The organism is Rhodococcoides fascians NBRC 12155 = LMG 3623, from assembly GCF_001894785.1.
Taxonomy (GTDB): domain Bacteria; phylum Actinomycetota; class Actinomycetes; order Mycobacteriales; family Mycobacteriaceae; genus Rhodococcoides; species Rhodococcoides fascians.
Window position 1 is genome coordinate 397,735 of sequence record NZ_BCWW01000003.1, and the last position, 21,154, is coordinate 418,888.

The 21,154-nt window shown below is 65.2% G+C and carries 19 protein-coding genes; 14 read left to right on the plus strand and 5 right to left on the minus strand.

What is annotated here, in order from left to right:
• Window positions 1–6 precede the first annotated feature (6 nt).
• The 4 genes from RFA01S_RS09625 (at window position 7) to RFA01S_RS09640 (ending at window position 3,902) form a co-directional block, all read left to right on the plus strand.
• Window positions 7–1,065, plus strand: a complete 1,059-nt coding sequence (locus RFA01S_RS09625) for a FecCD family ABC transporter permease (RefSeq protein ID WP_032367936.1) — start codon at window positions 7–9, stop codon at window positions 1,063–1,065.
• Entirely contained in the window at window positions 1,062–2,123 is a 1,062-nt protein-coding gene (locus RFA01S_RS09630; RefSeq protein WP_371829095.1) for a FecCD family ABC transporter permease, read from the plus strand. The genes RFA01S_RS09625 and RFA01S_RS09630 overlap by 4 nt, the downstream gene beginning before the upstream one ends.
• Window positions 2,120–2,929 carry an ABC transporter ATP-binding protein gene (locus tag RFA01S_RS09635; RefSeq protein WP_027495821.1) on the plus strand — a complete coding sequence of 270 codons (810 nt, stop codon included), beginning with the start codon at window positions 2,120–2,122 and terminating at the stop codon, window positions 2,927–2,929. Before RFA01S_RS09630 ends, RFA01S_RS09635 begins: the two co-directional genes overlap by 4 nt.
• Window positions 2,930–3,008: 79 nt before the next feature.
• Entirely contained in the window at window positions 3,009–3,902 is an 894-nt protein-coding gene (locus tag RFA01S_RS09640; protein WP_032367547.1) for a siderophore-interacting protein, read from the plus strand.
• On the opposite strand, the gene RFA01S_RS09645 is transcribed toward RFA01S_RS09640, so the two are convergent.
• On the minus strand, window positions 3,899–5,092 hold the full coding sequence (locus RFA01S_RS09645) for an FAD-dependent monooxygenase (RefSeq protein ID WP_032407154.1): 1,194 nt from the start codon (window positions 5,090–5,092) through the stop codon (window positions 3,899–3,901). The genes RFA01S_RS09640 and RFA01S_RS09645 overlap by 4 nt on opposite strands.
• Before the next feature lie 116 nt (window positions 5,093–5,208).
• Here RFA01S_RS09645 and RFA01S_RS09650 point away from each other — a divergent pair, with 116 nt between their 5' ends.
• From RFA01S_RS09650 to RFA01S_RS09660, 3 genes are read left to right on the plus strand one after another with little or no spacing between them, the layout of a single operon-like run.
• Entirely contained in the window at window positions 5,209–6,249 is a 1,041-nt protein-coding gene (locus RFA01S_RS09650; RefSeq protein WP_052060663.1) for an iron ABC transporter substrate-binding protein, read from the plus strand.
• Window positions 6,250–6,252: 3 nt separating this feature from the next.
• Window positions 6,253–7,821, plus strand: a complete 1,569-nt coding sequence (locus RFA01S_RS09655) for an ABC transporter permease (RefSeq protein WP_238325096.1) — start codon at window positions 6,253–6,255, stop codon at window positions 7,819–7,821.
• Window positions 7,822–7,823: 2 nt separating this feature from the next.
• Window positions 7,824–8,873, plus strand: coding sequence for an ABC transporter ATP-binding protein (locus RFA01S_RS09660; RefSeq protein ID WP_228139151.1), 1,050 nt, complete (start codon window positions 7,824–7,826; stop codon window positions 8,871–8,873).
• A gap of 57 nt (window positions 8,874–8,930) precedes the next feature.
• On the opposite strand, the gene RFA01S_RS09665 is transcribed toward RFA01S_RS09660, so the two are convergent.
• Complete coding sequence (locus tag RFA01S_RS09665) at window positions 8,931–10,334, minus strand: MDR family MFS transporter (protein WP_032371345.1); 1,404 nt, start codon at window positions 10,332–10,334, stop codon at window positions 8,931–8,933.
• 63 nt (window positions 10,335–10,397) lie between these two features.
• On the opposite strand from RFA01S_RS09665, the gene RFA01S_RS09670 reads away from it, so the two are divergent.
• Together RFA01S_RS09670 and RFA01S_RS09675 are read left to right on the plus strand one after the other, a co-directional pair.
• Window positions 10,398–11,282: a phosphoribosylaminoimidazolesuccinocarboxamide synthase gene (locus RFA01S_RS09670; protein ID WP_032374034.1), complete on the plus strand. Its 885-nt coding sequence runs from the start codon at window positions 10,398–10,400 to the stop codon at window positions 11,280–11,282.
• The gene (locus RFA01S_RS09675) at window positions 11,279–13,411 is read left to right on the plus strand and encodes a S9 family peptidase (protein ID WP_032407153.1); all 2,133 of its coding nucleotides are present in this window, start codon (window positions 11,279–11,281) and stop codon (window positions 13,409–13,411) included. The genes RFA01S_RS09670 and RFA01S_RS09675 overlap by 4 nt, the downstream gene beginning before the upstream one ends.
• Before the next feature lie 78 nt (window positions 13,412–13,489).
• Here RFA01S_RS09675 and RFA01S_RS09680 read toward each other — a convergent pair whose 3' ends face one another.
• Complete coding sequence (locus RFA01S_RS09680) at window positions 13,490–14,164, minus strand: response regulator (protein ID WP_027495830.1); 675 nt, start codon at window positions 14,162–14,164, stop codon at window positions 13,490–13,492.
• A complete protein-coding gene (locus tag RFA01S_RS09685) occupies window positions 14,161–15,654 on the minus strand; it encodes a sensor histidine kinase (RefSeq protein WP_230073743.1) in 1,494 nt (497 codons plus the stop codon). Before RFA01S_RS09685 ends, RFA01S_RS09680 begins: the two co-directional genes overlap by 4 nt.
• Before the next feature lie 233 nt (window positions 15,655–15,887).
• On the opposite strand from RFA01S_RS09685, the gene RFA01S_RS09690 reads away from it, so the two are divergent.
• From RFA01S_RS09690 to RFA01S_RS09710, 5 genes are all read left to right on the plus strand, one after another.
• Complete coding sequence (locus tag RFA01S_RS09690) at window positions 15,888–17,288, plus strand: cation:dicarboxylate symporter family transporter (RefSeq protein WP_032367551.1); 1,401 nt, start codon at window positions 15,888–15,890, stop codon at window positions 17,286–17,288.
• Window positions 17,289–17,419: 131 nt separating this feature from the next.
• Window positions 17,420–17,929: a glutathione peroxidase gene (locus RFA01S_RS09695; RefSeq protein ID WP_027495833.1), complete on the plus strand. Its 510-nt coding sequence runs from the start codon at window positions 17,420–17,422 to the stop codon at window positions 17,927–17,929.
• 55 nt (window positions 17,930–17,984) lie between these two features.
• Window positions 17,985–18,686 carry a DUF2334 domain-containing protein gene (locus RFA01S_RS09700; protein ID WP_032407376.1) on the plus strand — a complete coding sequence of 234 codons (702 nt, stop codon included), beginning with the start codon at window positions 17,985–17,987 and terminating at the stop codon, window positions 18,684–18,686.
• 182 nt (window positions 18,687–18,868) lie between these two features.
• Window positions 18,869–19,672, plus strand: coding sequence for a hydroxyethylthiazole kinase (thiM, locus tag RFA01S_RS09705; RefSeq protein WP_032381803.1), 804 nt, complete (start codon window positions 18,869–18,871; stop codon window positions 19,670–19,672).
• 182 nt (window positions 19,673–19,854) lie between these two features.
• Entirely contained in the window at window positions 19,855–20,481 is a 627-nt protein-coding gene (locus tag RFA01S_RS09710) for an LppP/LprE family lipoprotein (RefSeq protein WP_032367505.1), read from the plus strand.
• Here RFA01S_RS09710 and RFA01S_RS09715 read toward each other — a convergent pair.
• On the minus strand, window positions 20,478–21,116 hold the full coding sequence (locus tag RFA01S_RS09715) for an MBL fold metallo-hydrolase (RefSeq protein WP_032367483.1): 639 nt from the start codon (window positions 21,114–21,116) through the stop codon (window positions 20,478–20,480). The two genes, RFA01S_RS09710 and RFA01S_RS09715, sit on opposite strands and share 4 nt — an antisense overlap.
• Window positions 21,117–21,154: the final 38 nt, after the last annotated feature.

The following is a 21,154-nucleotide window of genomic DNA, read 5'->3' on the forward strand; positions in this document are numbered from 1 at the left end:
CGGGGTATCACTGCGGGCGACGAGCCGGAACAGAGCGATGTTCCGGCTCTCGTCGGTGGTCTGGCCCGAACCGATGCCGGCAGGACCGCCGGTCTGATTCTCGTCGTCGTCGTCCTCGCGATTCTGTGCCTGGTGAGTATCGCTGTGGGAGCCGAGAACATCGCTGTCGGTGACGTGTGGCACGCACTGTGGTCTTCGAACGGTTCCACCGACGCGGTGATCGTCCGCGAGCTCCGAGTTCCACGGACCGTGCTCGGTGTGCTCGTCGGTACCGCGCTCGGCGTCGCGGGCGCGCTGATCCAGGCGATGACGCGCAACCCGTTGGCCGACCCGGGCATTCTGGGCGTCAATGCCGGAGCGGCACTCTTCGTCGCCTTCGCAGTCGGGGTGTTGGGCGTGACCGACGTTCGGTTCTATGTGTGGTTCGCGTTCGTCGGTGCCGTTCTCGCCACCGTCGCGGTGTACGCGCTGGGTTCGGTGGGACGAGCGGGTGCCACTCCGATTCGCTTGACGCTCTCCGGTATTGCCCTCGGTGCGGTGCTCGGCGGCGTCACCTCCGGGATGCTGCTGCTGGACCCGGACGCCTTCGCCAGGATGCGGTTCTGGGGCGCAGGCTCGTTGGCGGGTCGAGGCCTCGACATCGCGGCGGCGACCGGCCCGTTCGTCGTACTCGGACTGTGTCTTGCGGCGCTCGTCGCGCGTCCGCTCAATGCGATCGCACTGGGCGACGAGCTGGCCCGGTCGTTGGGAGCCAATGCGCTTCGGACGCGGACCGTCGGGGTCGTTGCGGTGACCCTGTTGGCCGGAGCAGCGACTGCGGCGGCGGGACCGGTCGGGTTCGTGGGGCTGATGGTGCCGCACATGGTGCGCTGGTTCGTCGGGCCGGACCAGCGTTGGATTCTGATCCACACCGTGTTCGCGGCACCGGCACTGCTGTTGTTCGCCGACGTCGTCGGCCGAATCGTCATCGAGCCGGGGGAGTTGCAGGTCGGTATCGTCACCGCCTTCGTCGGGGCTCCCGTTCTGATCCTGTTGGTCCGCCGAAAGAAGGCGAGCGGGCTGTGATCCGGGCACCGCGCGCCGGGAACATCGACTTCGGCAGAAGGGTGTGGATCGTTCGCACAGTGCTGGGCGCACGAATCGACGTTCGTACGGTCCTCGTCTGCGCGGCCCTGCTGTTGCTGACAGCGGTTGTCGCCGTCCTCGCGATCGGCACCGGCGATTACCACGTTCCACCGGGCCAGGTGCTCGCAGCGGTGTTCGGCGACGCCCCGCGCATCACCGAGATCGTCGTGATGCAGTCGCGGTTCCCCCGGGTTGCGCTGGCATTCCTGTTCGGAGCTGCCCTGGGGGTGTCGGGTGCGATCTTTCAGTCGTTGACGCGAAATCCGTTGGGCAGCCCGGACATCATCGGCTTCTCGACCGGCGCGTACACCGGCGCTCTCGTCGTCATCCTGACGCTCGGCGGCGGTTACTACCGGACCGGAGCGGGCGCGCTCGTCGGCGGACTGGTGGCCGCCGCCGTGGTGTACGTGCTCGCCTACAAGCGCGGCGTGCAGGGCTTTCGATTGATCATCGTCGGTATCGCGGTCAGTGCCGTCCTGGCGTCCGTCAATACCTGGCTCGTGGTGAAAGCCGATGTCTCCGAGGCAATCGCAGCCGCCGTCTGGGGCGCGGGCACACTCAACGGGTTGGGGTGGCCGCAGGTGGTTCCCGTTCTCGTGGCCCTGGCTGTCGTCACCCCCGTGGCGGCGGCGCTGTCGACACGGCTACCGGTACTCGAGATGGGTGACGACGCGGCGAGAGCGCTCGGAATCCGCGTCGAGCCGACGCGTCTGATGCTGGTGATTCTCGGGGTCGCCCTCACGGCACTGGTCACGGCCGCAGCGGGGCCCATTTCGTTCGTTGCGCTCGCCGCGCCGCAGTTGGCTCGGCGGCTCACCGGTACCTCGTCGGTGGCGATGGTGCCGGCAGCATGCATGGGTGCTCTGCTCCTGATCGTCAGTGACGTTGCAGCGCAACGAGTGTTCGCGCCCACTCAGCTTCCGGTCGGCGTGGTGACGGTCTGTGTGGGCGGCGCGTACTTCGTCTGGTTGTTGGCACGAGAAGGGCGGAAGCAATGACGACGAGGCCACGCCTGTACGCGGACGGCATCACCGTCGGATACGACAAACGAATCATCAGCGAGAAGTTGACCGTCGACATTCCCGACGGCAAGTTCACCGTGATCGTCGGGCCGAACGCCTGCGGTAAATCGACACTGTTGCGCGCGTTGTCGCGGCTGCTGAAGCCGACCGGCGGCACGGTATTGCTCGACGGCAAGTCCATCTCGTCGTACCCGGCGAAGGAGGTCGCCCGCCGACTCGGGCTCCTGCCGCAAACCTCCATCGCGCCGGACGGCATCTCGGTGGCCGATCTGGTTGCGCGAGGCCGCTATCCGCATCAGAAGTTGATTCGGCAATGGTCCGTCGCGGACGAGGCCGCGGTGGTGGAGGCCATGACTGCGACCGGAGTGACGTCGCTGTCGGCCCGTCCGGTCGACGAGCTGTCCGGTGGACAGCGGCAAAGAGTTTGGGTGGCAATGGTTCTCGCGCAACAGACACCGCTGTTGCTCTTGGACGAGCCGACGACCTTTCTCGACATCGCGCACCAGATCGAACTTCTCGACCTGCTGGCCACGTTGAATCGGGACAACGGCAACACCCTCGTCGCGGTGTTGCACGATCTCAACCACGCATGTCGATACGCCGACCACATCATCGCGATGAAGGACGGCGCGGTGGTCACCGAGGGCCCACCGGCGGAGATCGTCACCGCCGACTTGGTGGAGGCGGTGTTCGGACTGCAGTGCCGCATCATCGACGATCCCGAATCGCACACTCCGTTGGTGATACCCAAGGTGGCCGCTGGCAGGCTAGGCAAGGCTTAGTTTAGAATCGAACAGAATTGCCGCCGAGTTAGCCTGAGGGTTCTCGCACAGTCGGACGAGAGATGTATCGAGGACGAAGATGACCGATCAGCAGCGTGGTTTCCACTACGCCGACGTCGTTGCGGTGGAGCAGCTCACCGTGCACATGGTGCGCGTCACCTTCGGCGGCGAGCACGTCGCCGGTTACCGCACGCTCGGGGCACCCGACGAGTGCGTCGGGGTCTACTTTCCGCGTGAAGGCGAGTCGGCACCGCCGCCGATGACCGAGGTCGACGGCCTGTGGTGGTTCCACGGCCTCGAGAACGCGCCGGAGGGCCGGAACTACACGATCCGACGCGTCGATCCCGACCGCGGCCAGTTGACCATCGACTTCTTCGCACACGAGGGTGGCGTCGCGGCCACCTGGGCCCAGCAGGCCGCCCCCGGTCAGACGGTGCTCTTCACCCGTCCGCGGTCGTGGTACTCACCGCCCGCCGACGTCGATTGGCTGCTGCTGGTGGCCGATATGACCGGAGTTCCAGCACTGGGTCGACTGGTCGAACAGTTGCCCGCAGGCACCCGCGCACACGCGATTGTCGAGGTACTCGAACGCGGTGACATCCAGACGTTCGAGACAGCCGCCGACGTGACATTCGATTGGCGTATCGGATCCGGAAACGGAGACAGCGCCAGCGTGCTCGACGACGCGGTGCTCGCCTACCCGCTACCCGAGGGGCGCGGCTACGTGTGGTTCGCCGCAGAGGCGTCGTCCTCGCGTCGGGTACGCAAGTACTTCCGCAAGGACTTGGGTTACGACAACAAGTATTTCGACATCATCGGCTACTGGCGCGCTGACTCGGAGAAGTGGCTCGAAAAGTACAAGCAGTACCAGGAGGAGGCGCTCGCGGTGTACAACGGCGTCATCGAATCCGGCCGCACCGAGCAGGAAGCCAGCGAGGCGTTCGACGCGCTGCTCGAGCGGGTCGGGCTCTAACGCCGAAATTCGTAGTCGGGCAATTCCAGCGTCGCCGCGTCGGGACCGAGGAATCTGCTCGTGACCGCCTGGACCGGCTTCGATCCGGCCAGGCGCAGCACGGTGCGAAAAGCAGCTACTCCCACAGTCGTTTTCGGATGCGCGACGCGAGGCACGCCGGGCGGAAGCTTCTGAGCCTGATTCACGAACGGACGCATGCGCGCCTCGAAGGCCTCGAACCCGGTGCGATGATCGCGCGCTCGGGCGAGTTCCCCGGCGAGCACGTAGGCCCCGGTGACCGACAACGTGGTGCCCATCCCGCTCAATGGTGTTGCGCACCAAGCAGCGTCGCCCAGCATGCCGATTCTGCCGTTCGACCAGCGTGGGGCCTGCACCTGGGCCAGATAGTCGACGTAGAGCTCCGAACCCGGTCCGAGCGAATTCAAGATTCTGGGCACTTCCCAGCCGACGTCGGCGAACGTCGCTCGCAGGGCGGCAACGACTTCTTCGGTGGACGCGGTTTCGTACCCGCCGTCGTCGGACACCCAGGACAGGCTGAAACGCGTCGTGCCGAGGTTGTCCGGGCGGAGATTGGCGACTCTGGATCCGGTGGCGTTGCACCAACGCCACCAGCCGTCGTCGCTCGGTCCCTTCGGCAACACCCCGTACGCGGTGTACAGGCCGACCGGCGTGGTCTCCGCCTCGGCAGGAAAAACCAGTTCCCTACTGCTGGAACGGACTCCGTCGGCGAACAGGACGAGATCGAACCTCTCCGATGCGTTCGACGCGAACATGACATCCACTCCGTCGGAATCCTGAGCCACGCCGACGACGCGATCGCCGTACCGGTACTCGGTTCGCGGACCGGCTGATTCGACGAGAATCCGCGCGAACTCGCCGCGCAGAATCTCCATCTCCGCCGTCGGCCCGTCGTGTGATCCGTCTCCGGCCGGAAAGGCCGCGATGGTGGCGTCGGAATCGTCGACGAATCTGGTGCCCTTCTCGGTGGTGCCGTTGGCCAGCAGGGTCTGCTCCAGGCCCATGCGCCGCAGCACCTCGCGTCCACTACCGCGGACGTCGATGTTCTGGCCGCCCAGACGCAGCTGCGGACTGCGCTCGACGACGACGACGTCGTATCCCGCTCTGTCGAGCCAGTAGGCGACGGTGGGGCCGGCGATGCTGGCACCGGTGACGAGCACGCGTTCGGTCATCGGGCGGGAATGCCCGGGCTGCCGGTCGTTCAATCCGGGGGGGAAAGTAGCTGAGCCTCACCTTGGTGGTGTACTTTCTCGAATTGTCCGTTTGACCCGTTTTCGTCAGGAGAACCGTGTTCACCGTTCGCCGTCTGGCGCTGCTCTCGTGCAGTGCAACCCTTGCCCTCGGTTTGGTCGCCTGCAGCTCTTCGGACTCCGGTGACACCACCTCCACCTCCGAGTCCGCCACCGCAGAGTCCGCCCTGGTGGTGTACTCCGGCCGCGGCGAAGAACTCGTCGACCCCCTGATCGAACGCATCGGCGGCGGCATCGAGGTCGACTACTCGGGCAACACCAACGCCCAGGCCGCGAAGATCCTCGAAGAGGGCGACGCGACGCCGGCCGACGTCTTCTACGGCCAGGATGCAGGTGCACTGGGGGCCCTCGACGAAGCAGGGGCGCTCGCACCGCTGCCCGAGGACATCCTCGCGCTCGTCCCCGAGCAGTACCGCGGCACCGACGGCACCTGGGTCGCCACGTCCGCACGGGCCCGCGTGCTGGCCTACAACTCCGATTCGGTGCAGGCAGCAGACCTGCCCACCGGTATCGACGGACTGCTCAACCCACGCTGGCGCGGACAGATCGGCTACGCACCGACCAACGCGTCGTTCCAGGCGTTCGTCACCGCGCTGCGCGTGCAGCGCGGCGAGGAGGGTGCTCGCACCTGGCTCGAAAGATTCGTCGCCAACGAGCCGGTCGCGTTCGAGGGCAACGGTCCGCTGCTGACCGCCGTCAACGACGGGCAGGTCGCCACGGGTCTGCTCAACCACTACTACTGGTACCCGTTCAAGGACGAGAACGGTGCCGACGCTCCCGTCGAGCTGCACTACTTCGAGCCCGGCGACCCCGGCGCATTGATCAACGTCGCCGGTGCCGGTGTGCTGGCGGCGTCGGACAACCAGGAAGCGGCATTCGATTTCGTGCGCGAGCTGCTCTCGACCGAATCGCAGACGTACTTCGCCAACGAGACCGCCGAATACCCCGTCATCGACGGCGTCACGTCCGACTACGACCTGCCGCCGCTGTCGGACCTGGGTTCGACCGACCTCGACCTGGGCCGACTCTCGTCCCTCGAGGAGACCCAGACCCTGCTCACCGACGTCGGAATCATCTAGTCGGTGTTCGAGTCTGCACTCCAGCCGCTTCTGCGGCGCCACTTCGGCGGTCGTCCCGTTCTCGGGACGACCGCGTTGTGCGTGGGAGCGCTGACGCTGACACCCTTGGTGTACCTGTTCGTTCGAGCGTTCGACGGCGGAACCGAGAAGGTACTGCGGCTGCTCCTGCGGCAACGCACCCTCGACCTCGTTGTCCGGACGGCCACGCTCGCGCTCACCGTGGTGGTCGCCTCCGTCGTGGTGGGCACGCTGCTCGCCTGGTTGACCGTCCGAACCGATCTACCGGGTCGACGCATCTTCTCGATGATCCTCGCGGCACCGCTGGCCGTCCCGTCGTACGTGTCCGGTTATCTGTGGATCGCTGAATTTCCCTCCCTTGCAGGATTTTCCGGTGCTGCGCTGGTGCTCACGTTGTCGTGCTTCCCGCTGGTGATGTTGCCGGTGTCCGCGGCGTTCGCCACCGCGGACCCGTCGTTGGCCGAAGTGTCCCGCACCCTCGGCCGCGGGGCGGTACGCACCGCACTGACCGTCGAGTGCCGTCGCGTCGTTCCGGCTGCGGCAGCAGGCGCGCTGCTGGTGGCGCTGTACACCATCAGTGACTTCGGGGCGGTGGCACTGATGCGGTACGACGCCTTCACTCTTGGCATCTACAGCGCCTACCGCGGCGGGCTCGATCGCACCGCGGCCGCTGTTCTCGGGTTGGTCCTCGTGGTGGGCGCGTTGGTGTTGACCCTCCTCGAACGGCGTGCTCGACGCGGGGCCACGGCGCGCGTGGGATCGGGTACCGACCGGATGGCCGAGCCTGTGGTTCTTGGCCGGTGGCGCGTGCCTGCTCTGGCCGTTATCGTTGCAGCCCTCGGTGTTTCGGTGCTGGTACCGATTCTGGCCCTGGCGCGATGGCTCACTCGATCGCTGCGCTTCACCGTCGACTGGTCGGACGTGCTGGCTGTCAGCGCCAAGACGGTCCAGTACTCGGCGACTGCTGCTCTGGTGGTGGCCGTGCTTGCGTTGCCGGTGGCGTTGTTCGCGGCCCGGTCCACGTCCCGCAGTGCGCGCACCGCCGAGTTGTCCACGTACATTGCGCACGGTCTCCCGGGTATCACCGTGGGACTGGCGACGGTGTTTCTCGGAATCAGATTTCTGCCGTCGTTCTATCAGACCGCGGTGCTGCTGGTGGTGGCGTACGTGGTGCTGTTCCTGCCGTTGGCCGTCGGCAGCACCCGATCGGTCGTCGACGCCACTCCGGTTGTGCTCGAGGATGTTTCACGGACCCTCGGGGCCGGGCGAGTGCGCACCGACCTGCGGGTGACGATTCCTGTCGCCGCGCCCGGCATCGCGGCCGGAGCCGCCCTGGTGTTCCTGACCGTCGCCAAGGAACTACCGGCGACGTTGATGCTGCGCCCCCGCGGTGTGGACACGCTCGCGACCACGCTGTGGTCCACCACCGAGGCATTCCGCTACGGCGAGGCAGCCCCTTACGCCCTCGCGTTGATCCTGATCTCTGTGGTCCCGACGATCGTCCTGACCCGGGCGCTGCGGCGTACGACGCGAAAGCGAGTGACACTGTCATGAGCATGGTGATGTCCGATCTCGTTGCCTCGTACGGCAGTACGACGGTGCTGCACGGAATCGATCTCGACCTCGGCGACGGTGAGATGCTCGCCGTTCTCGGACCCTCCGGCTGCGGCAAGACGACTCTGCTGCGATCGATCGCAGGCCTGCACCGTATCGATGCGGGCCGCATCACCGCGGACGGGCGCGACCTCTCCGTCGCCGGGCGTGTTCAGGTGCCACCGGAGAAGCGGGGGGTGGGCCTGATGCCGCAGGAAGGTGGACTGTTTCCACATCTGACGGTGCGCCGGAACATCGAATTCGGTTTGCGCACAGGGTTCGTGCGGCCGTACCTGTCCGGCCGAGCCGAGCGTGCCCGACGCGTCGACGAGATGCTCGAGCTCGTCGGACTGCCCGACGCCGGTGCGGTTCGACCCAGCGAACTCTCGGGCGGGCAGCAACAGCGGATCGCGTTGGCGCGCGCATTGGCCCCGGCTCCCTCGGTGGTGTTGATGGACGAGCCGTTCGCTGCTCTCGATGCAGGTCTGCGGACCTCGATTCGGCAGGACGTGCGAGAGTTGTTGCTCACCAGCAAGACCGCGTCGATTCTCGTCACCCACGATCGGGCCGAGGCTCTGGGCACCGCGGATCGGGTTGCGGTCCTGCTGGGCGGGCGCTGTGCGCAGGTCGATACGCCGCGTGCACTGTACGAGCGGCCCACCACGCCGGCTGTGGCGAGCTTCGTCGGCGACGCCTATTACGTCGATGCTGCCGCGCGCGACGGTTGGGTCGACACCGTTCTCGGTCGTCTCGAATCCACCACCAGGGCAACGGGTATGGGGCAGGTCTTGCTCCGGCCCGAGCAGTTGGTGGTGTCGGAGCGCGAGGACGGCGAATTTCTCGTCGAACACGAAGTTTTCACCGGCCCCGAATGCTCGGTCACTGTGCGACACCGCGATACCGGGCTCCGGCTGCGTGTCGTCGCTCGGGCCTGCGACCGATTCGCTCCCGGTACAGCCGTGAACGTCTCGGTGACCTCGCCGGTGCACTGGTTTCCGCGTTCGGTGCGTTGATCCCGTGACGCAGGGTTCCGGTCGCGGTACGCGGCGGAACCCTGCGCAGTGGGCGAGTTATCGGGCCGTGCGCTTGGGCATGAACACCGCAGCGACAGTCATCAGGACGGCGGCGACCAGCACTCCGATGAAGACCAGATGGATGGCGTCGGACAGTTGTTCGGGTTCTGGATCTCCGGACACACGGGCGTTGACGATGGCACCGAACACCGCGACGCCGACGGCGCTACCGAGTGAACGGGCGAACATGTTGGTGGAGGTGACGACGCCGCGTTCGGCCCACTCGACGCTCGACTGTGCGGCGATCAATGTGGGGCTCGCGATCAACCCCATGCCGAGGCCGATGACGAAGCACATCGCCGCGACGTGCCAGATCTGCGAATCGGCGTCGAGCAGAGTCGTCAGTGCCGTGCCCACGATCCCGATCGAACCGCCGACCACTGCCGTCGTGCGGAAGCCGAAGCGCAGATACACCCGCCCGGACTGGGATGCCGCGATCGGCCAGCCGAGGGTCAGCGTGGACAGCGAGAAGCCGGCGATGATGGCTCCTGTGCCGAACACGCCCTGTACGAAGGTCGGGACGTAGGACGTCAGTCCCAGGATCAATGCGCCGACGAGCAACGAGATGAAGCTGCTGACCACCAGCACCCGCCGGGTGAACACCCACAGCGGCAGGATCGGCTCCTCGGCGCGGGACTCGACCCATGCGAACACCGCCAGCAGTAGGAAGCCCACGACGAAGATCGCGATGCTGATCGGCGAACCCCAGGCCCAGGACTGGCCGCCTTCGAGCAGGCCGAGGAGCACCATCGTCGCGCCGACGGTGAGCAGAGCGGCACCGAGGTAATCGATCTTCGGCTTGGCGCGTTCGACTGCGCCTTCCTCGAACTTGCGCAGCAACATGAACGCCGCCACCGCGCACAGCGGAATGTTGATGAAAAAGATCCACCGCCACGACAGGTACTCGGAGAAGACGCCACCGAGGGCGGGGCCGAGCACCGAGGAAATCGCCCACACGCTGGCCAGGTAGCCCTGCACCTTGGCGCGCTCGGGCAGCGTGTAGATGTCGCCTGCGATCGTGATGGACATCGGCTGGACGGCACCCGCACCGAGTCCCTGAATCGCGCGGAAAGCAATCAGAGCAGGCATGCTCCACGCCAGGCCGCACAGAATCGAGCCCAGGCAGAACACCGCGATGCCGAACACCATGATCTTCTTGCGCCCGAACAGATCGGACAATTTGCCGTAGAGCGGCACCGAGACAGCCTGTGCCAGCAGGTAGATCGAGAACAACCACGGGAACTGCGCGAACCCGCCGAGGTCGCCGACGATGGTGAGCACCGCAGTGGCGATGATCGTCGCGTCCAGCGCAACCAGCGACGAGCTGAGCATCAGCGCGATCAGGATGGGACCGCGTTCGGAGCGGAATCCGATGTCCGGGGTCGATTCGGTCGTTGCCATTGCTACTCATTGTGATCCCTGCCCGCCGACGTGGCGGCACCGGCCCAGATAGTGTTGAGCCTCGTGCGACCATCACTGAGTAGCTACGAGCATCTGGCCGGCGGCAAGGTCCGCGATCTGTACACGATCGACGACGCGCATCTGCTGCTCGTCGCGAGCGATCGAATCTCGGCCTACGACCACATCCTCGACACCCCGATCCCGGACAAGGGACGGGTGTTGACGGCGATGAGCGTGTTCTTCTTCGAGGAGCTCGGCGGCGTCAACCACCTGGCCGGTGATCCGCTCGACGAACGCATCCCCGCCGAACTGCTCGGCCGCGCCCTGGTGGTGAAGAAGCTGAACATGGTGCCGATCGAGTGCGTTGCTCGCGGTTATCTCACCGGATCCGGGTTGGCGGACTACAACGCGACCGGCGCCGTGTGCGGCGTCGAACTGCCGCCCGGCCTGATCGAATCGAGCAAACTCGACGAGGTCATCTTCACTCCTGCCGCCAAGGCCGAACTGGGCGAGCACGACGAGAACATCACCTTCGACCAGGCCGTCGAACTGGTCGGTGCCGAGCTGGCCTTCAAGCTCCGCGAAGACACCATCGAGATCTATTCGCGTGCAGCCAACTTCGCTCTGGAACGCGGAATCATCCTCGCGGACACCAAGTTCGAGTTCGGGACCGATGCCGACGGCAACCTCGTTCTCGCCGACGAGGTGCTCACCCCCGATTCCTCGCGCTACTGGCCTGCCGATTCGTACGAAGAAGGTCGCGTTCAGCCCAGTTTCGACAAGCAGTTCGTTCGCGACTGGCTGACCGGCGAATCCGGCTGGGACCGAGCGTCCGACACCCCACCGCCACCGTTGCCCGACGACGTCGTCGCCGCAACGCGCAGCCGCTACATCGAGGCCTACGAGCGCATCTCGGGCCTGAACTTCGACGATTGGGTCACGCCATGACGATCACCCCTCCCATTGCCAAGAAGGTGCCGCAGGAGCGCACCCATCACGGCGACACGTTCATCGACAACTACGAGTGGTTGCGCGCCAAGGAAGACCCCGAGGTGATCGCCTACCTCGAAGCCGAGAACTCGTACACCGAGCAGCAGACGGCCGGACTGGAAGCACTCCGCGGCAAGATCTTCGACGAGATCAAATCGCGCACCCAGGAGACCGACCTGTCCGTGCCGACGCGCATGGGCCAGTGGTGGTACTACTCACGCACCGTCGAGGGAAAGTCGTACGGCCTCCAATGCCGTTGCCCCGTCGACTCTCCCGACGACTGGACACCGCCGACACTGTCGTCCGACGTGGATGTGCCGGGGGAGCAGATCCTGCTCGACGCCAACGTCGAGGCGGAGGGTCACGACTTCTTCTCGCTCGGGGCCTTCTCCATCAGCCTCGACGGCACGTTGCTGGCGTACTCCACCGACACCGAGGGCGACGAGCGGTACACGCTGCGTTTCAAGAACCTCGAGACCGGTGAACTGCTCGCCGACACCATCGAGAACGTCGCGCCGGGAGCCACCTGGACCGCCGACGCCACGCATGTCTTCTACCTGACGGTCGACGAGTCCTGGCGTCCCGACACCGTCTGGCGGCACACGCTCGGTAAGGCCGAGGACGTCAAGGTCTTCCACGAGCCCGACGAGAGCTACTGGGTCGGATTCGGTTCCACCCGTAGCGAGAAGTACCTGATGATCTGGGTCGGCTCCAAGATCACCTCCGAGTGCCTCGTCCTCGAATCCACCGATCCCGAGGGCGAATTCCGCGTCGTGCTGCCGCGCACGGACGGCATCGAGTACAGCATCGAACACGCCGTCGTAGCCGGTGAGGATCGTTTCCTGATCACCCACAACGGCTCGGTCAACGGCTGGGGCACCGAGGGGGAGAAGGCCGAGAACTTCCTGCTCGCTGAGGCCCCGGTGAGCGATCCACTCGATCAGCGCATTCTGGTTCCGCATCAGGGCGACGTCCGAGTCGAGGACATCGACGCCTTCGCCGGCCACCTGATCTTCACCTACCGCCGAGAAGCGTTGACCCGCATGGCGATCTGGCCGCTGACCGACGAGGGATACGGCGAGTACCGCGAGCTCGAGTTCGACGAGGAGCTCTACTCCGTCGGTGCGGGCTCGAACCCGGAATGGGATCAGCCGTTGCTGCGGATGGTCTACACCTCGTTCATTACGCCCGGTCAGGTCTACGACCTGGATATCGCGAGCAGTGAACTGCTGCTTCGTAAATCGCAGCCGGTGTTGGGTCAGTTCGATGCCGGTGACTATGTGCAGCACCGAGAGTGGGCGACCGCGCCGGACGGAACACAGATTCCGCTGTCGGTCATCGCTCGCAAGGACGTCCCCGAGGGGCCTGCTCCTACGCTGCTGTACGGCTACGGATCGTACGAGGCATCGATGGACCCGTCGTTCTCGGTAGCACGTCTGTCCCTGCTCGACCGCGGCATCGTCTTCGTCGTCGCACACGTGCGCGGCGGCGGTGAGATGGGTAGGCACTGGTACGACCAGGGCAAGACGCTGCAGAAGAAGAACACGTTCACCGACTTCATCGCTGCGGCACAGCATCTGATCGACACCGGCCGTACCTCACCGAAGCATCTGGTCGCCGACGGCGGTAGCGCAGGTGGTCTGCTGATGGGTGCGGTGGCCAACCTCGCACCCGAGCTGTTCAACGGCATCCTGGCCAACGTGCCGTTCGTCGACCCACTCACCTCCATCCTCGACCCGTCGCTGCCGCTGACGGTCATCGAATGGGACGAGTGGGGTAACCCGTTGGCGGACAAGGAAGTGTACGAGTACATGAAGTCGTACAGCCCCTACGAGAACGTCGAGGCCAAGGACTACCCGTCGATCCTCGCGATCACGTCCATCAACGACACCCGCGTCCTGTACGTCGAACCGGCCAAATGGGTTGCGGCCCTGCGTGCCACGAAGACCGGTGACTCGGACCTGCTCCTCAAGACCGAAATGAGCGCCGGACACGGCGGAGTCAGCGGCCGCTACGAGAAATGGAAAGAAGCGGCCTTCGAGTACGCCTGGATCGTCGAGAAGACCGGTGCCCATGTGAGTGGCTGACTTTCGGGTCGTTCCGCAGGCTCCACTCCTGCCTCGTAGCCTGCTCCGAATTTCCACTCACATGCGGCGCCAGCCGCTCTAACGCCACACATAGCGGACCTGCGGTCGCCCGGCCTTACCGTATTCGGTGTGCCGGGTGACCAGGCCGTCGTCGGCCAGTCGTTCGAGGTAGCGCCAGGCCGTCACCCGGGATACGCCGACAACCTTGGCCGCCTCGGAGGCGTTGAGGCCGTCGACGGATTGCTTGACGCTGGCGGTGATGCCGTCCATCGTCTGTGGGGCAATGCCTTTGGGGGTGGAGACGCGTTCGTCGGCCGTGCGCAGATGCGCCATCGCACGGTCGATGTCTCGTTGACTCGACGCGTTCTCGCCGGCGGGTAATGCATCGTGGAATTCGCGATAGCGCTCGAGCTTGTCGCGGAACGCAGCGAACGTGAACGGTTTGAGCAGATACAGCACGATGCCGTGCGCCACTGCCGAACGCACCACCGACAGATCACGTTCGGAGGTGATGGCAATGACGTCGGGGCTCGGACGCAGACCGCCGAGCGCCGCAGCGACGTCGATGCCACTGGCGTCGGGCAGGCCGATGTCCAGCAACACCAGATCGACGGGTTCGGTGCTGGCGAATCGCATGGCCGCAGCGCCGGTGTGCGCGACGCCGGCCACGTCGAAACCGGGCGTCCGCTCGACGTACGTCTTGTGGGCCTCGGCGATGAGCGGTTCGTCGTCGACGATCAGTACGCGGATCACGACGTCGCCCCCGGAATGGTCGCAACCAACACCGACCCGTACGTCACTTCCGAGGTCAACGTGCCACCGTGCCGCGTGATCACCTGCGTCACCAACGCGAGGCCGAGTCCGCGAGATCCGGATTTGGTCGAGTATCCCCGCCGGAGAGCAGCTTTCAAGGTTTCCGGTGGCATGCCGGGACCACTGTCGGCCACCCGGACGACAAGTTCACCGTCGGCGTCGCGGACCGTCACTTCGACCCACGGCTGGTCGGATTCTTTCGAGGCATCGATCGCATTGTCTATCAGATTGCCTACCAGCGTCACCAATTCGCGAGCAGTCAGAACCCCTTCGTGTTCCATCGCCGTGTCGTCGGTGATCGTCAGCTCGACGCCCTGTTCGGCAGCCTGGCTGACCTTGCCGAGCAACAGCGCCGCGAGCGCAGGCTCGCCGACCGCGTTCATCAACCGGTCGATGAGCGTCTGCGAGAGTTCGAGGTCGGCCGTCGCGAATTCGACGGCTTCTTCGGGCCGACCGAGTTCGACCATCGTGATGACCGTGTGCAACCGATTCGCCGCCTCGTGCGCCTGCGAGCGCAGTGACTCCGCGAAACTGCGCACCGAATCCAATTCGCCCATCAACGAACGCAACTCGGTCTGATCGCGAATCGTCAGGACGTTACCCAGGCGTTTGCCCTCCCACATGACCGGATCCTGGTTGACGACGAGTACACGATCTTTCGTCAGATGCAGCTCACCGCGGACGATCCCGGTGTCCATCTGTTGCATCGACTCCGGCAACGACGTCAGCGATACCGGCCCGTCCGGTAGGTCGAGAAGGCGTCGGGCCTCGTCGTTGACCAACTCCGCCTCGTCGCTGCGTCCGAACACCAACAGACCCTCGCCGATGGAATGCAGAACGGCGTCGTGATGCTCGTACATCGTCCGCAATTCGGCCGGAGCCATCCCCAAAGTCTGACGCCGTAGCCGGCGGCTGAGCAGCGTCGAACCGGCCGCAGCGACGACGAAGGCCGCGAGCACGACGGCGAGGATCAACGGCAGGCCTTGCAGGAACTGATCGCTGATCTTCTGGCGGGTGACTCCGGCAGACACGAGACCGACGATCTCGCCGTCGGTATCGGTGACGGGTGTGACCGCCCTGATCGACGGGCCGAGAGAGCCCACGTACGTCTCGGTGAACGTCTCGCCGAGCAGTGCGCGATCGATGTTGCCGCTGAACGGTTTACCGATCAGGTCGACGGTGGTGTGCGTGAAGCGGGTGCGATCGGGAGCCATGACGACGATGAAATCGACCCCGGTGACCTGCCTGATCTTCTCCGTTTCCGGCTGCAGACGAGACGTCGGGTCTTCGGATTCGATGGCCAGCGGCGTCGACGGTTCGTTGGCGATACTCACCGCGATCGCCGTCACCTCACGTCGGGTGGCGTCGTCGCTGTTGGACCTCTCGTTGAGGATCGTCAGGATCCCGCCGGCGAGAACGACGACGGCCATGACGACCAGTTGCAGGACCAATACCTGGCCCGCCACGCTCAGCGGCCGCTTCGAGGACAACACATTCCTTTCGGACAAGAAACATCGATGTGAACAGAATGAACGTATAGGTGACTCCAGTCACTGCGTGCAGCAACATCATCTCTCAGCAGGGGTGACCCACCTCACTCCACTCCGGCGATCACGAAGCCACCAGCCACATTCACGCACCACCGGAACACTAAGGAACGTCCATGACTATCAGCACCGACGCTGAGCGGAACGACAATCCGTCGTCCGAGCCGAAGAAGAAGCGCGACAGAACGCACTGGCTCTACATCGCGGTGATCATCGCCGTCATCGCCGGCATCATCGTCGGGCTGGTGGCCAAGGATTTCGCGTCCGACCTGTCGATCCTCGGCACGCTCTTCGTCAGCCTGATCAAGATGATGATCAGCCCGGTCATCTTCTGCACCATCGTCCTCGGCATCGGATCGGTACGCGCCGCAGCCAGCGTCGGCCGAGTCGGCGGCCTGGCGCTCGCTTACTTCATCGGCATGTCGACCATCGCCCTCGGTATCGGCATGGTTGTCGGCAACCTCATCAAGCCCGGTGACGGACTGAACATCACGCCGAACGACGCCGGACTCAAGCTCGCCGACACCGCCCACGAGGCCGGCGGGACGATGGACTTCATCGCCGGGATCATTCCGACATCGCTGCTTTCGTCGCTGACGGCCGGTTCTGTTCTGCAGACGCTGTTCGTCGCCATCCTCGTCGGTTTCGCACTGCAGGCCATGGGCAAGCAGGGTGAAGGCATCCTCAAGGGCATCGGCGCAGTACAGAAGCTCGTCTTCCGCATCCTGACGATGATCCTGTGGCTCGCCCCGATCGGTGCCTTCGGTGCCATCGCCGGTGTCGTCGGCAAGACCGGCTTCGACGCAGTGATTCAGCTCGGCACTCTGATGCTGGCCTTCTACATCACCTGCTTCATCTTCGTCTTCTTCTTCCTCGGCCTGATTCTCAAGTTCGTCTCCGGCTTCTCGATCTTCAAGCTGGTCAAGTACCTGGCCCGGGAGTACCTGCTCATCGTTGCCACGTCGTCCTCCGAATCGGCCCTGCCGCGTCTGATCGCCAAGATGGAGCACGTCGGAGTCGAGCGCACCACCGTCGGCATCGTCGTCCCCACCGGTTACTCGTTCAACCTCGACGGCACCGCGATCTACCTGACCATGGCCTCGATCTTCATTGCCGACGCCATGAACATGCCGCTCTCCATCGGGGAGCAGTTCTCGCTGCTGCTGTTCATGATCATCGCCTCCAAGGGCGCAGCCGGAGTGTCCGGAGCAGGCCTGGCGACTCTCGCCGGCGGCCTGTCGAGCCACCGCCCGGAACTGCTCGACGGTGTTCAGCTCATCGTCGGAATCGACCGCTTCATGTCCGAAGCCCGCGCCGTCACCAACTTCTCGGGTAACGCCGTTGCCACCTTGCTGGTCGGCACCTGGACCAAGACGATCGATAAGGATCGGGTCAACACGGTGCTCGACGGCAACCTGCCGTTCGACGAGGAGACCATGGTCGACGACCACCTCCCCGAGGACGAGCGACCCGCCGACAAGCAGGTCATCATCGAAAAGAACGCCGCCAAGGCATAAGAACCTGCCGGGCGACGCGCATCCCCCCGTCGCCCGGTTCGGAAGAACGCAAGTACGGCCCTGCCACCAGCGGGGTCGTACTTGCTTTTGTGCGTCGGTTCCATTCTGTCGGTACTCACAGGTAAGTTCGGGTGATGACTGAAGTTCAGAACATCGGCATCAACACGCTGGGTGGTGCGCCCACCTCGCTCGACGAGTACGCCGGACGGGCCGTCCTCGTGGTCAATGTCGCATCCAAGTGCGGACTGACCCCGCAGTACGAAAAGCTGGAGAAGCTCGCCAACGAGTACTCCGCCAGTGGCCTGTCGGTCGTCGGGGTGCCGTGTAACCAGTTCGGTGGCCAAGAGCCCGGCACCGCCGAAGAAATCGAAACTTTCTGCTCCACCACGTACGGCGTCACGTTCGCGATGACCGAGAAGGTCGACGTCAACGGTGACAACCGGCACCCGCTCTACGCCGAACTGACCAAGACCGAGGACGCCGACGGCACCGCCGGAGACGTTCAGTGGAACTTCGAGAAGTTCCTGATCTCCCCGGATGGCGTAGTCACCAACCGGTTCCGCCCGCGCACCGAGCCGGACGCACCCGAGGTGCTCGCCGCGATCGACAAGATCCTGCCGAAGGAAACGATCGCCGTTTAGCTTCTGTCTGCATCGACGTCGAGCCTCGTTCACGCTGGTGTGCGAGGCTCGAGTCATGTCTGGACGCCTGATCGTGTCGGTGAGCGGAATCAAGAACGACACCTACGAGCATGCCGCCGAGTTCGCGCGAGAACTCGACGGACGGGGTGTCCCGTTGTCCCTCCTCGTCGCACCGCGGCTGAAAGACAGATACCGTCTCGCAGCCGACGTGCCCACCCAGGAATGGCTGCGGACGCGACGCGACGGAGGCGACGCCATCGTTCTGCACGGCTACGACCAGGCCGCGACGAAGCGTCGACGCTCCGAATTCTCCGCACTGCCGCGTCACGAAGCTCGACTGCGCTTGATGGCCGCCGACCGCGTCATGGAACAGACCGGCCTGCGTACCCGAGTGTTCGCCGCTCCGCGCTGGATCGCCTCACCCGGAGCCATCGAGGCGCTCCCGGATGCAGGATTCCGAATGATCGCCTCACTCAACGGTATTCACGACCTCGACCGCGACGGCACCATCCGCGCCCGGGTCTGGGGAATCGGCGAAGGCTTCAAGGCCGAACCCTGGTGGTTCAAAGCACTCGTACTCGGGGCCGGTCGCACCGCCCGACGCGGGGGAGTGGTGCGCCTGGCCATCAGCGCCAAGCAACTCGGACGCCCCGCGCCGCGACAGGCAATCCTCGATGCCATCGACCTCTCCCTGCACCACAACGCCGCAGCCGGAGTCTACGAATGGATCCCGCGCACCAAAACTCGCGTGGCCTGACTCCTCGCTGCCTCACCCCGCCCCGCCCCAACCCCCGCCCCGCCCCCGGCTTGCTCTGTACCTCCAATTGGGATCAATGTGGCTTTCAGTCACTCAGATTGCAAGAAAGGCGCATTGATCCGAAGGGGGTGGGGTGGTCCATTGACGCGAACGGGGTGGGAGCGGTCGTAGACTCGACAGCGATGAATGCCTCGAGTGTGACCCTGGACGACATCGTTGCCGCGCATCGACTGCTGCGTGATCGCAATCCGCTGGTGCAGTGTCTGACCAATACGGTGTCGGTGCAATTCGTCGCCAACGCCCTGCTCGCGGCAGGTGCGGCTCCGGCGATGGTCGACAATCCGGAGGAAGCGGCCGGCTTCGCCGAGATCGCCGACGCGGTGCTGGTCAATCTCGGAACTCCGACGGCCGCGCAGGTGGAAAGTTCTCGTCTGGCGTCCGCTGCCGCGCGAGCAGCGGGGAAGCCGTGGGTACTCGATCCGGTGGGCGCGGGCGGTCTTCCCTGGCGGACTCAGGTGGCCGTCGAGCTACTTGCCAATCGGCCCAGCGTGATTCGCGCGAATGCTTCCGAGGTGATGGGACTCGCGGGCGCTGAGGGTGGATCGCGGGGCGTGGATTCGTCTGCGCACGTGGCGGATTCCGTCGACGCGGCGCGTTCTCTCCTCGACCGCGCCGAGGTCGTAGCGGCCTCGGGCGAGGTCGACCACATCTTCGCGCAAGGCTCGACGGTGAAGATCGGCGGCGGAAGCGCACTGCTGCAACGAGTTACGGCCACCGGATGCGCGTTGGGTGCGCTGACGGCTGCGTACTGTTCCGTTTCTCCGTCTGCGTTGATCGGTGCCGTCGCCGCGCACGCGCACGTGGCGGTCGCGTCGGAGATTGCGGCTCGCTCGACGTCGCGTCCGGGTACCTTCGCTGCTGCATTCTTGGACGGACTCGACGCGGTGGACGAGTCGGCACTGCAGGAATTGGTTCGGCTCGACTGACGAGTGCAACTGGCGCTCCACTCTGTGGCGGCTTCCGCTGAAATACCGCGGAGCGAGCGAACAGTGGAGCAGAAGTTGCCTGCGCCGGCAGGGTTCAGGCCCCTTGATCGAAATGTGATGTAACGGAACGCGTTTGCGAGTGGACATACCTGACGTCGGGCAAATCGAACCAGGTGGTCTTCATGAAACGACTTCTGCTCCTCGCAGTCGGTGCAACAGCTCTCGTCGCGTGCGGCGGATCGGAGCAAGGAACGCCGTCGGCAGCACCGTCCTCGGCCGTTCCGACGACCACAGCGACGAGCTTGGCACCGCTGACACCCGCCCCGGCCACCGTGACCGAGGGAGCGCAGCCGCAGCGAACGCCACCCGAGGAGGCCAGCGACCTGGTTCCCATGGGTCCGTCGGAAGCCGAGCCGCTGTGCCTGGATCTGACGTGGGGGCCGGTACCGCAGGCGGTGGACTCGCTGCCGCTCGTGTTCGCAGATTCACCGTGGGTCGCCACCGACATGGGCGATCCCTGTGCGTCGTTCACCTGGGTCGAAGCCCTCCCGTACGGCGCGACGGTCAGCTCGCCGACGCATCTGCTCTTCTTCCACGACGCCGAGTACCTCGGCACCGCGACGCTGGAGCCGTACGGGTTCACGTCGGTGGCGGCACAGTCCGCCGACACGATCACAGTGAACTACCGCTGGCCACTCGCCGATGACGCCAATGCGAACCCGACCGGCGGACCGGCGACGATCGACTACCAGTGGGACGGAACGCAAGTGACCATGATCGGCACCCTCCCGCCCGAGGTCACCGGCTAGATCGAGACGGACGATTCCTCGGGGAGTTCGCGGATTTCGGCGTCGGACATCTCCTTGAAGCGTCCGTAGTAGATGCCCCTCGCCTGTTCCGCGACGACGGCCTGGTGAATGGGGAACGCCATCCTCGGAGCCACCGCACGCAGGAACTCGACCGTCTCGGACAGCTTCGACCACGGTGCTGCCGCGGGCAGTGCCAGTACCTCGACCTGTTGCTCGGGAACGAACAACGAGTCACCGGGATGGAACAGTTGCCCCGGGTTCTCGGGAGTGCCGAGAAGGTAACCGGTGTTGTCGATCTCCGGCAGTTCCGGATGGATGACGGCATGCGTGCCGCCGACTCCGGTGACGGTGATGCCGCCCACGGAGAAGTCCTTGCCCGCCGGGGCCGCGATCCATTTCCCTCCGAGCTGGCCTGCCGTCATGGGATCGGCATGCAGCTCGGCGCGGGGATTGGCGTCGAGAAGCGCGGGAAGTCGCTGCAGATCAACATGATCCGGGTGCTGGTGAGTGACCAGGATGGCGTCGAGTCCGGTGATGCCCTCGAATCCGTGAGAGAACGTGCCGGGATCGAACAGCACCGTGGTGCCGTTGAGTTCGACCAGAACGCAGGAATGTCCGAAGTGTGTCAGCCGCATGCACTCCACAGTAAGCGCGGTTTCGCTCCGCTGGCCAG

What these genes read in the sequence shown, in the direction of transcription:
- RFA01S_RS09635 (WP_027495821.1), top strand. Translation starts at nt 2,120, where the DNA reads ATGACGACGAGGCCACGCCTGTACGCGGACGGCATCACCGTCGGATAC.
- RFA01S_RS09665 (WP_032371345.1), bottom strand. Translation starts at nt 10,334, where the DNA reads ATGGCAACGACCGAATCGACCCCGGACATCGGATTCCGCTCCGAACGC.
- RFA01S_RS09660 (WP_228139151.1), top strand. Translation starts at nt 7,824, where the DNA reads ATGGTGATGTCCGATCTCGTTGCCTCGTACGGCAGTACGACGGTGCTG.
- RFA01S_RS09645 (WP_032407154.1), bottom strand. Translation starts at nt 5,092, where the DNA reads ATGACCGAACGCGTGCTCGTCACCGGTGCCAGCATCGCCGGCCCCACC.
- RFA01S_RS09690 (WP_032367551.1), top strand. Translation starts at nt 15,888, where the DNA reads ATGACTATCAGCACCGACGCTGAGCGGAACGACAATCCGTCGTCCGAG.
- RFA01S_RS09640 (WP_032367547.1), top strand. Translation starts at nt 3,009, where the DNA reads ATGACCGATCAGCAGCGTGGTTTCCACTACGCCGACGTCGTTGCGGTG.
- RFA01S_RS09700 (WP_032407376.1), top strand. Translation starts at nt 17,985, where the DNA reads ATGTCTGGACGCCTGATCGTGTCGGTGAGCGGAATCAAGAACGACACC.
- RFA01S_RS09715 (WP_032367483.1), bottom strand. Translation starts at nt 21,116, where the DNA reads ATGCGGCTGACACACTTCGGACATTCCTGCGTTCTGGTCGAACTCAAC.
- RFA01S_RS09675 (WP_032407153.1), top strand. Translation starts at nt 11,279, where the DNA reads ATGACGATCACCCCTCCCATTGCCAAGAAGGTGCCGCAGGAGCGCACC.
- thiM (WP_032381803.1), top strand. Translation starts at nt 18,869, where the DNA reads ATGAATGCCTCGAGTGTGACCCTGGACGACATCGTTGCCGCGCATCGA.
- RFA01S_RS09685 (WP_230073743.1), bottom strand. Translation starts at nt 15,654, where the DNA reads ATGGCCGTCGTCGTTCTCGCCGGCGGGATCCTGACGATCCTCAACGAG.
- RFA01S_RS09710 (WP_032367505.1), top strand. Translation starts at nt 19,855, where the DNA reads ATGAAACGACTTCTGCTCCTCGCAGTCGGTGCAACAGCTCTCGTCGCG.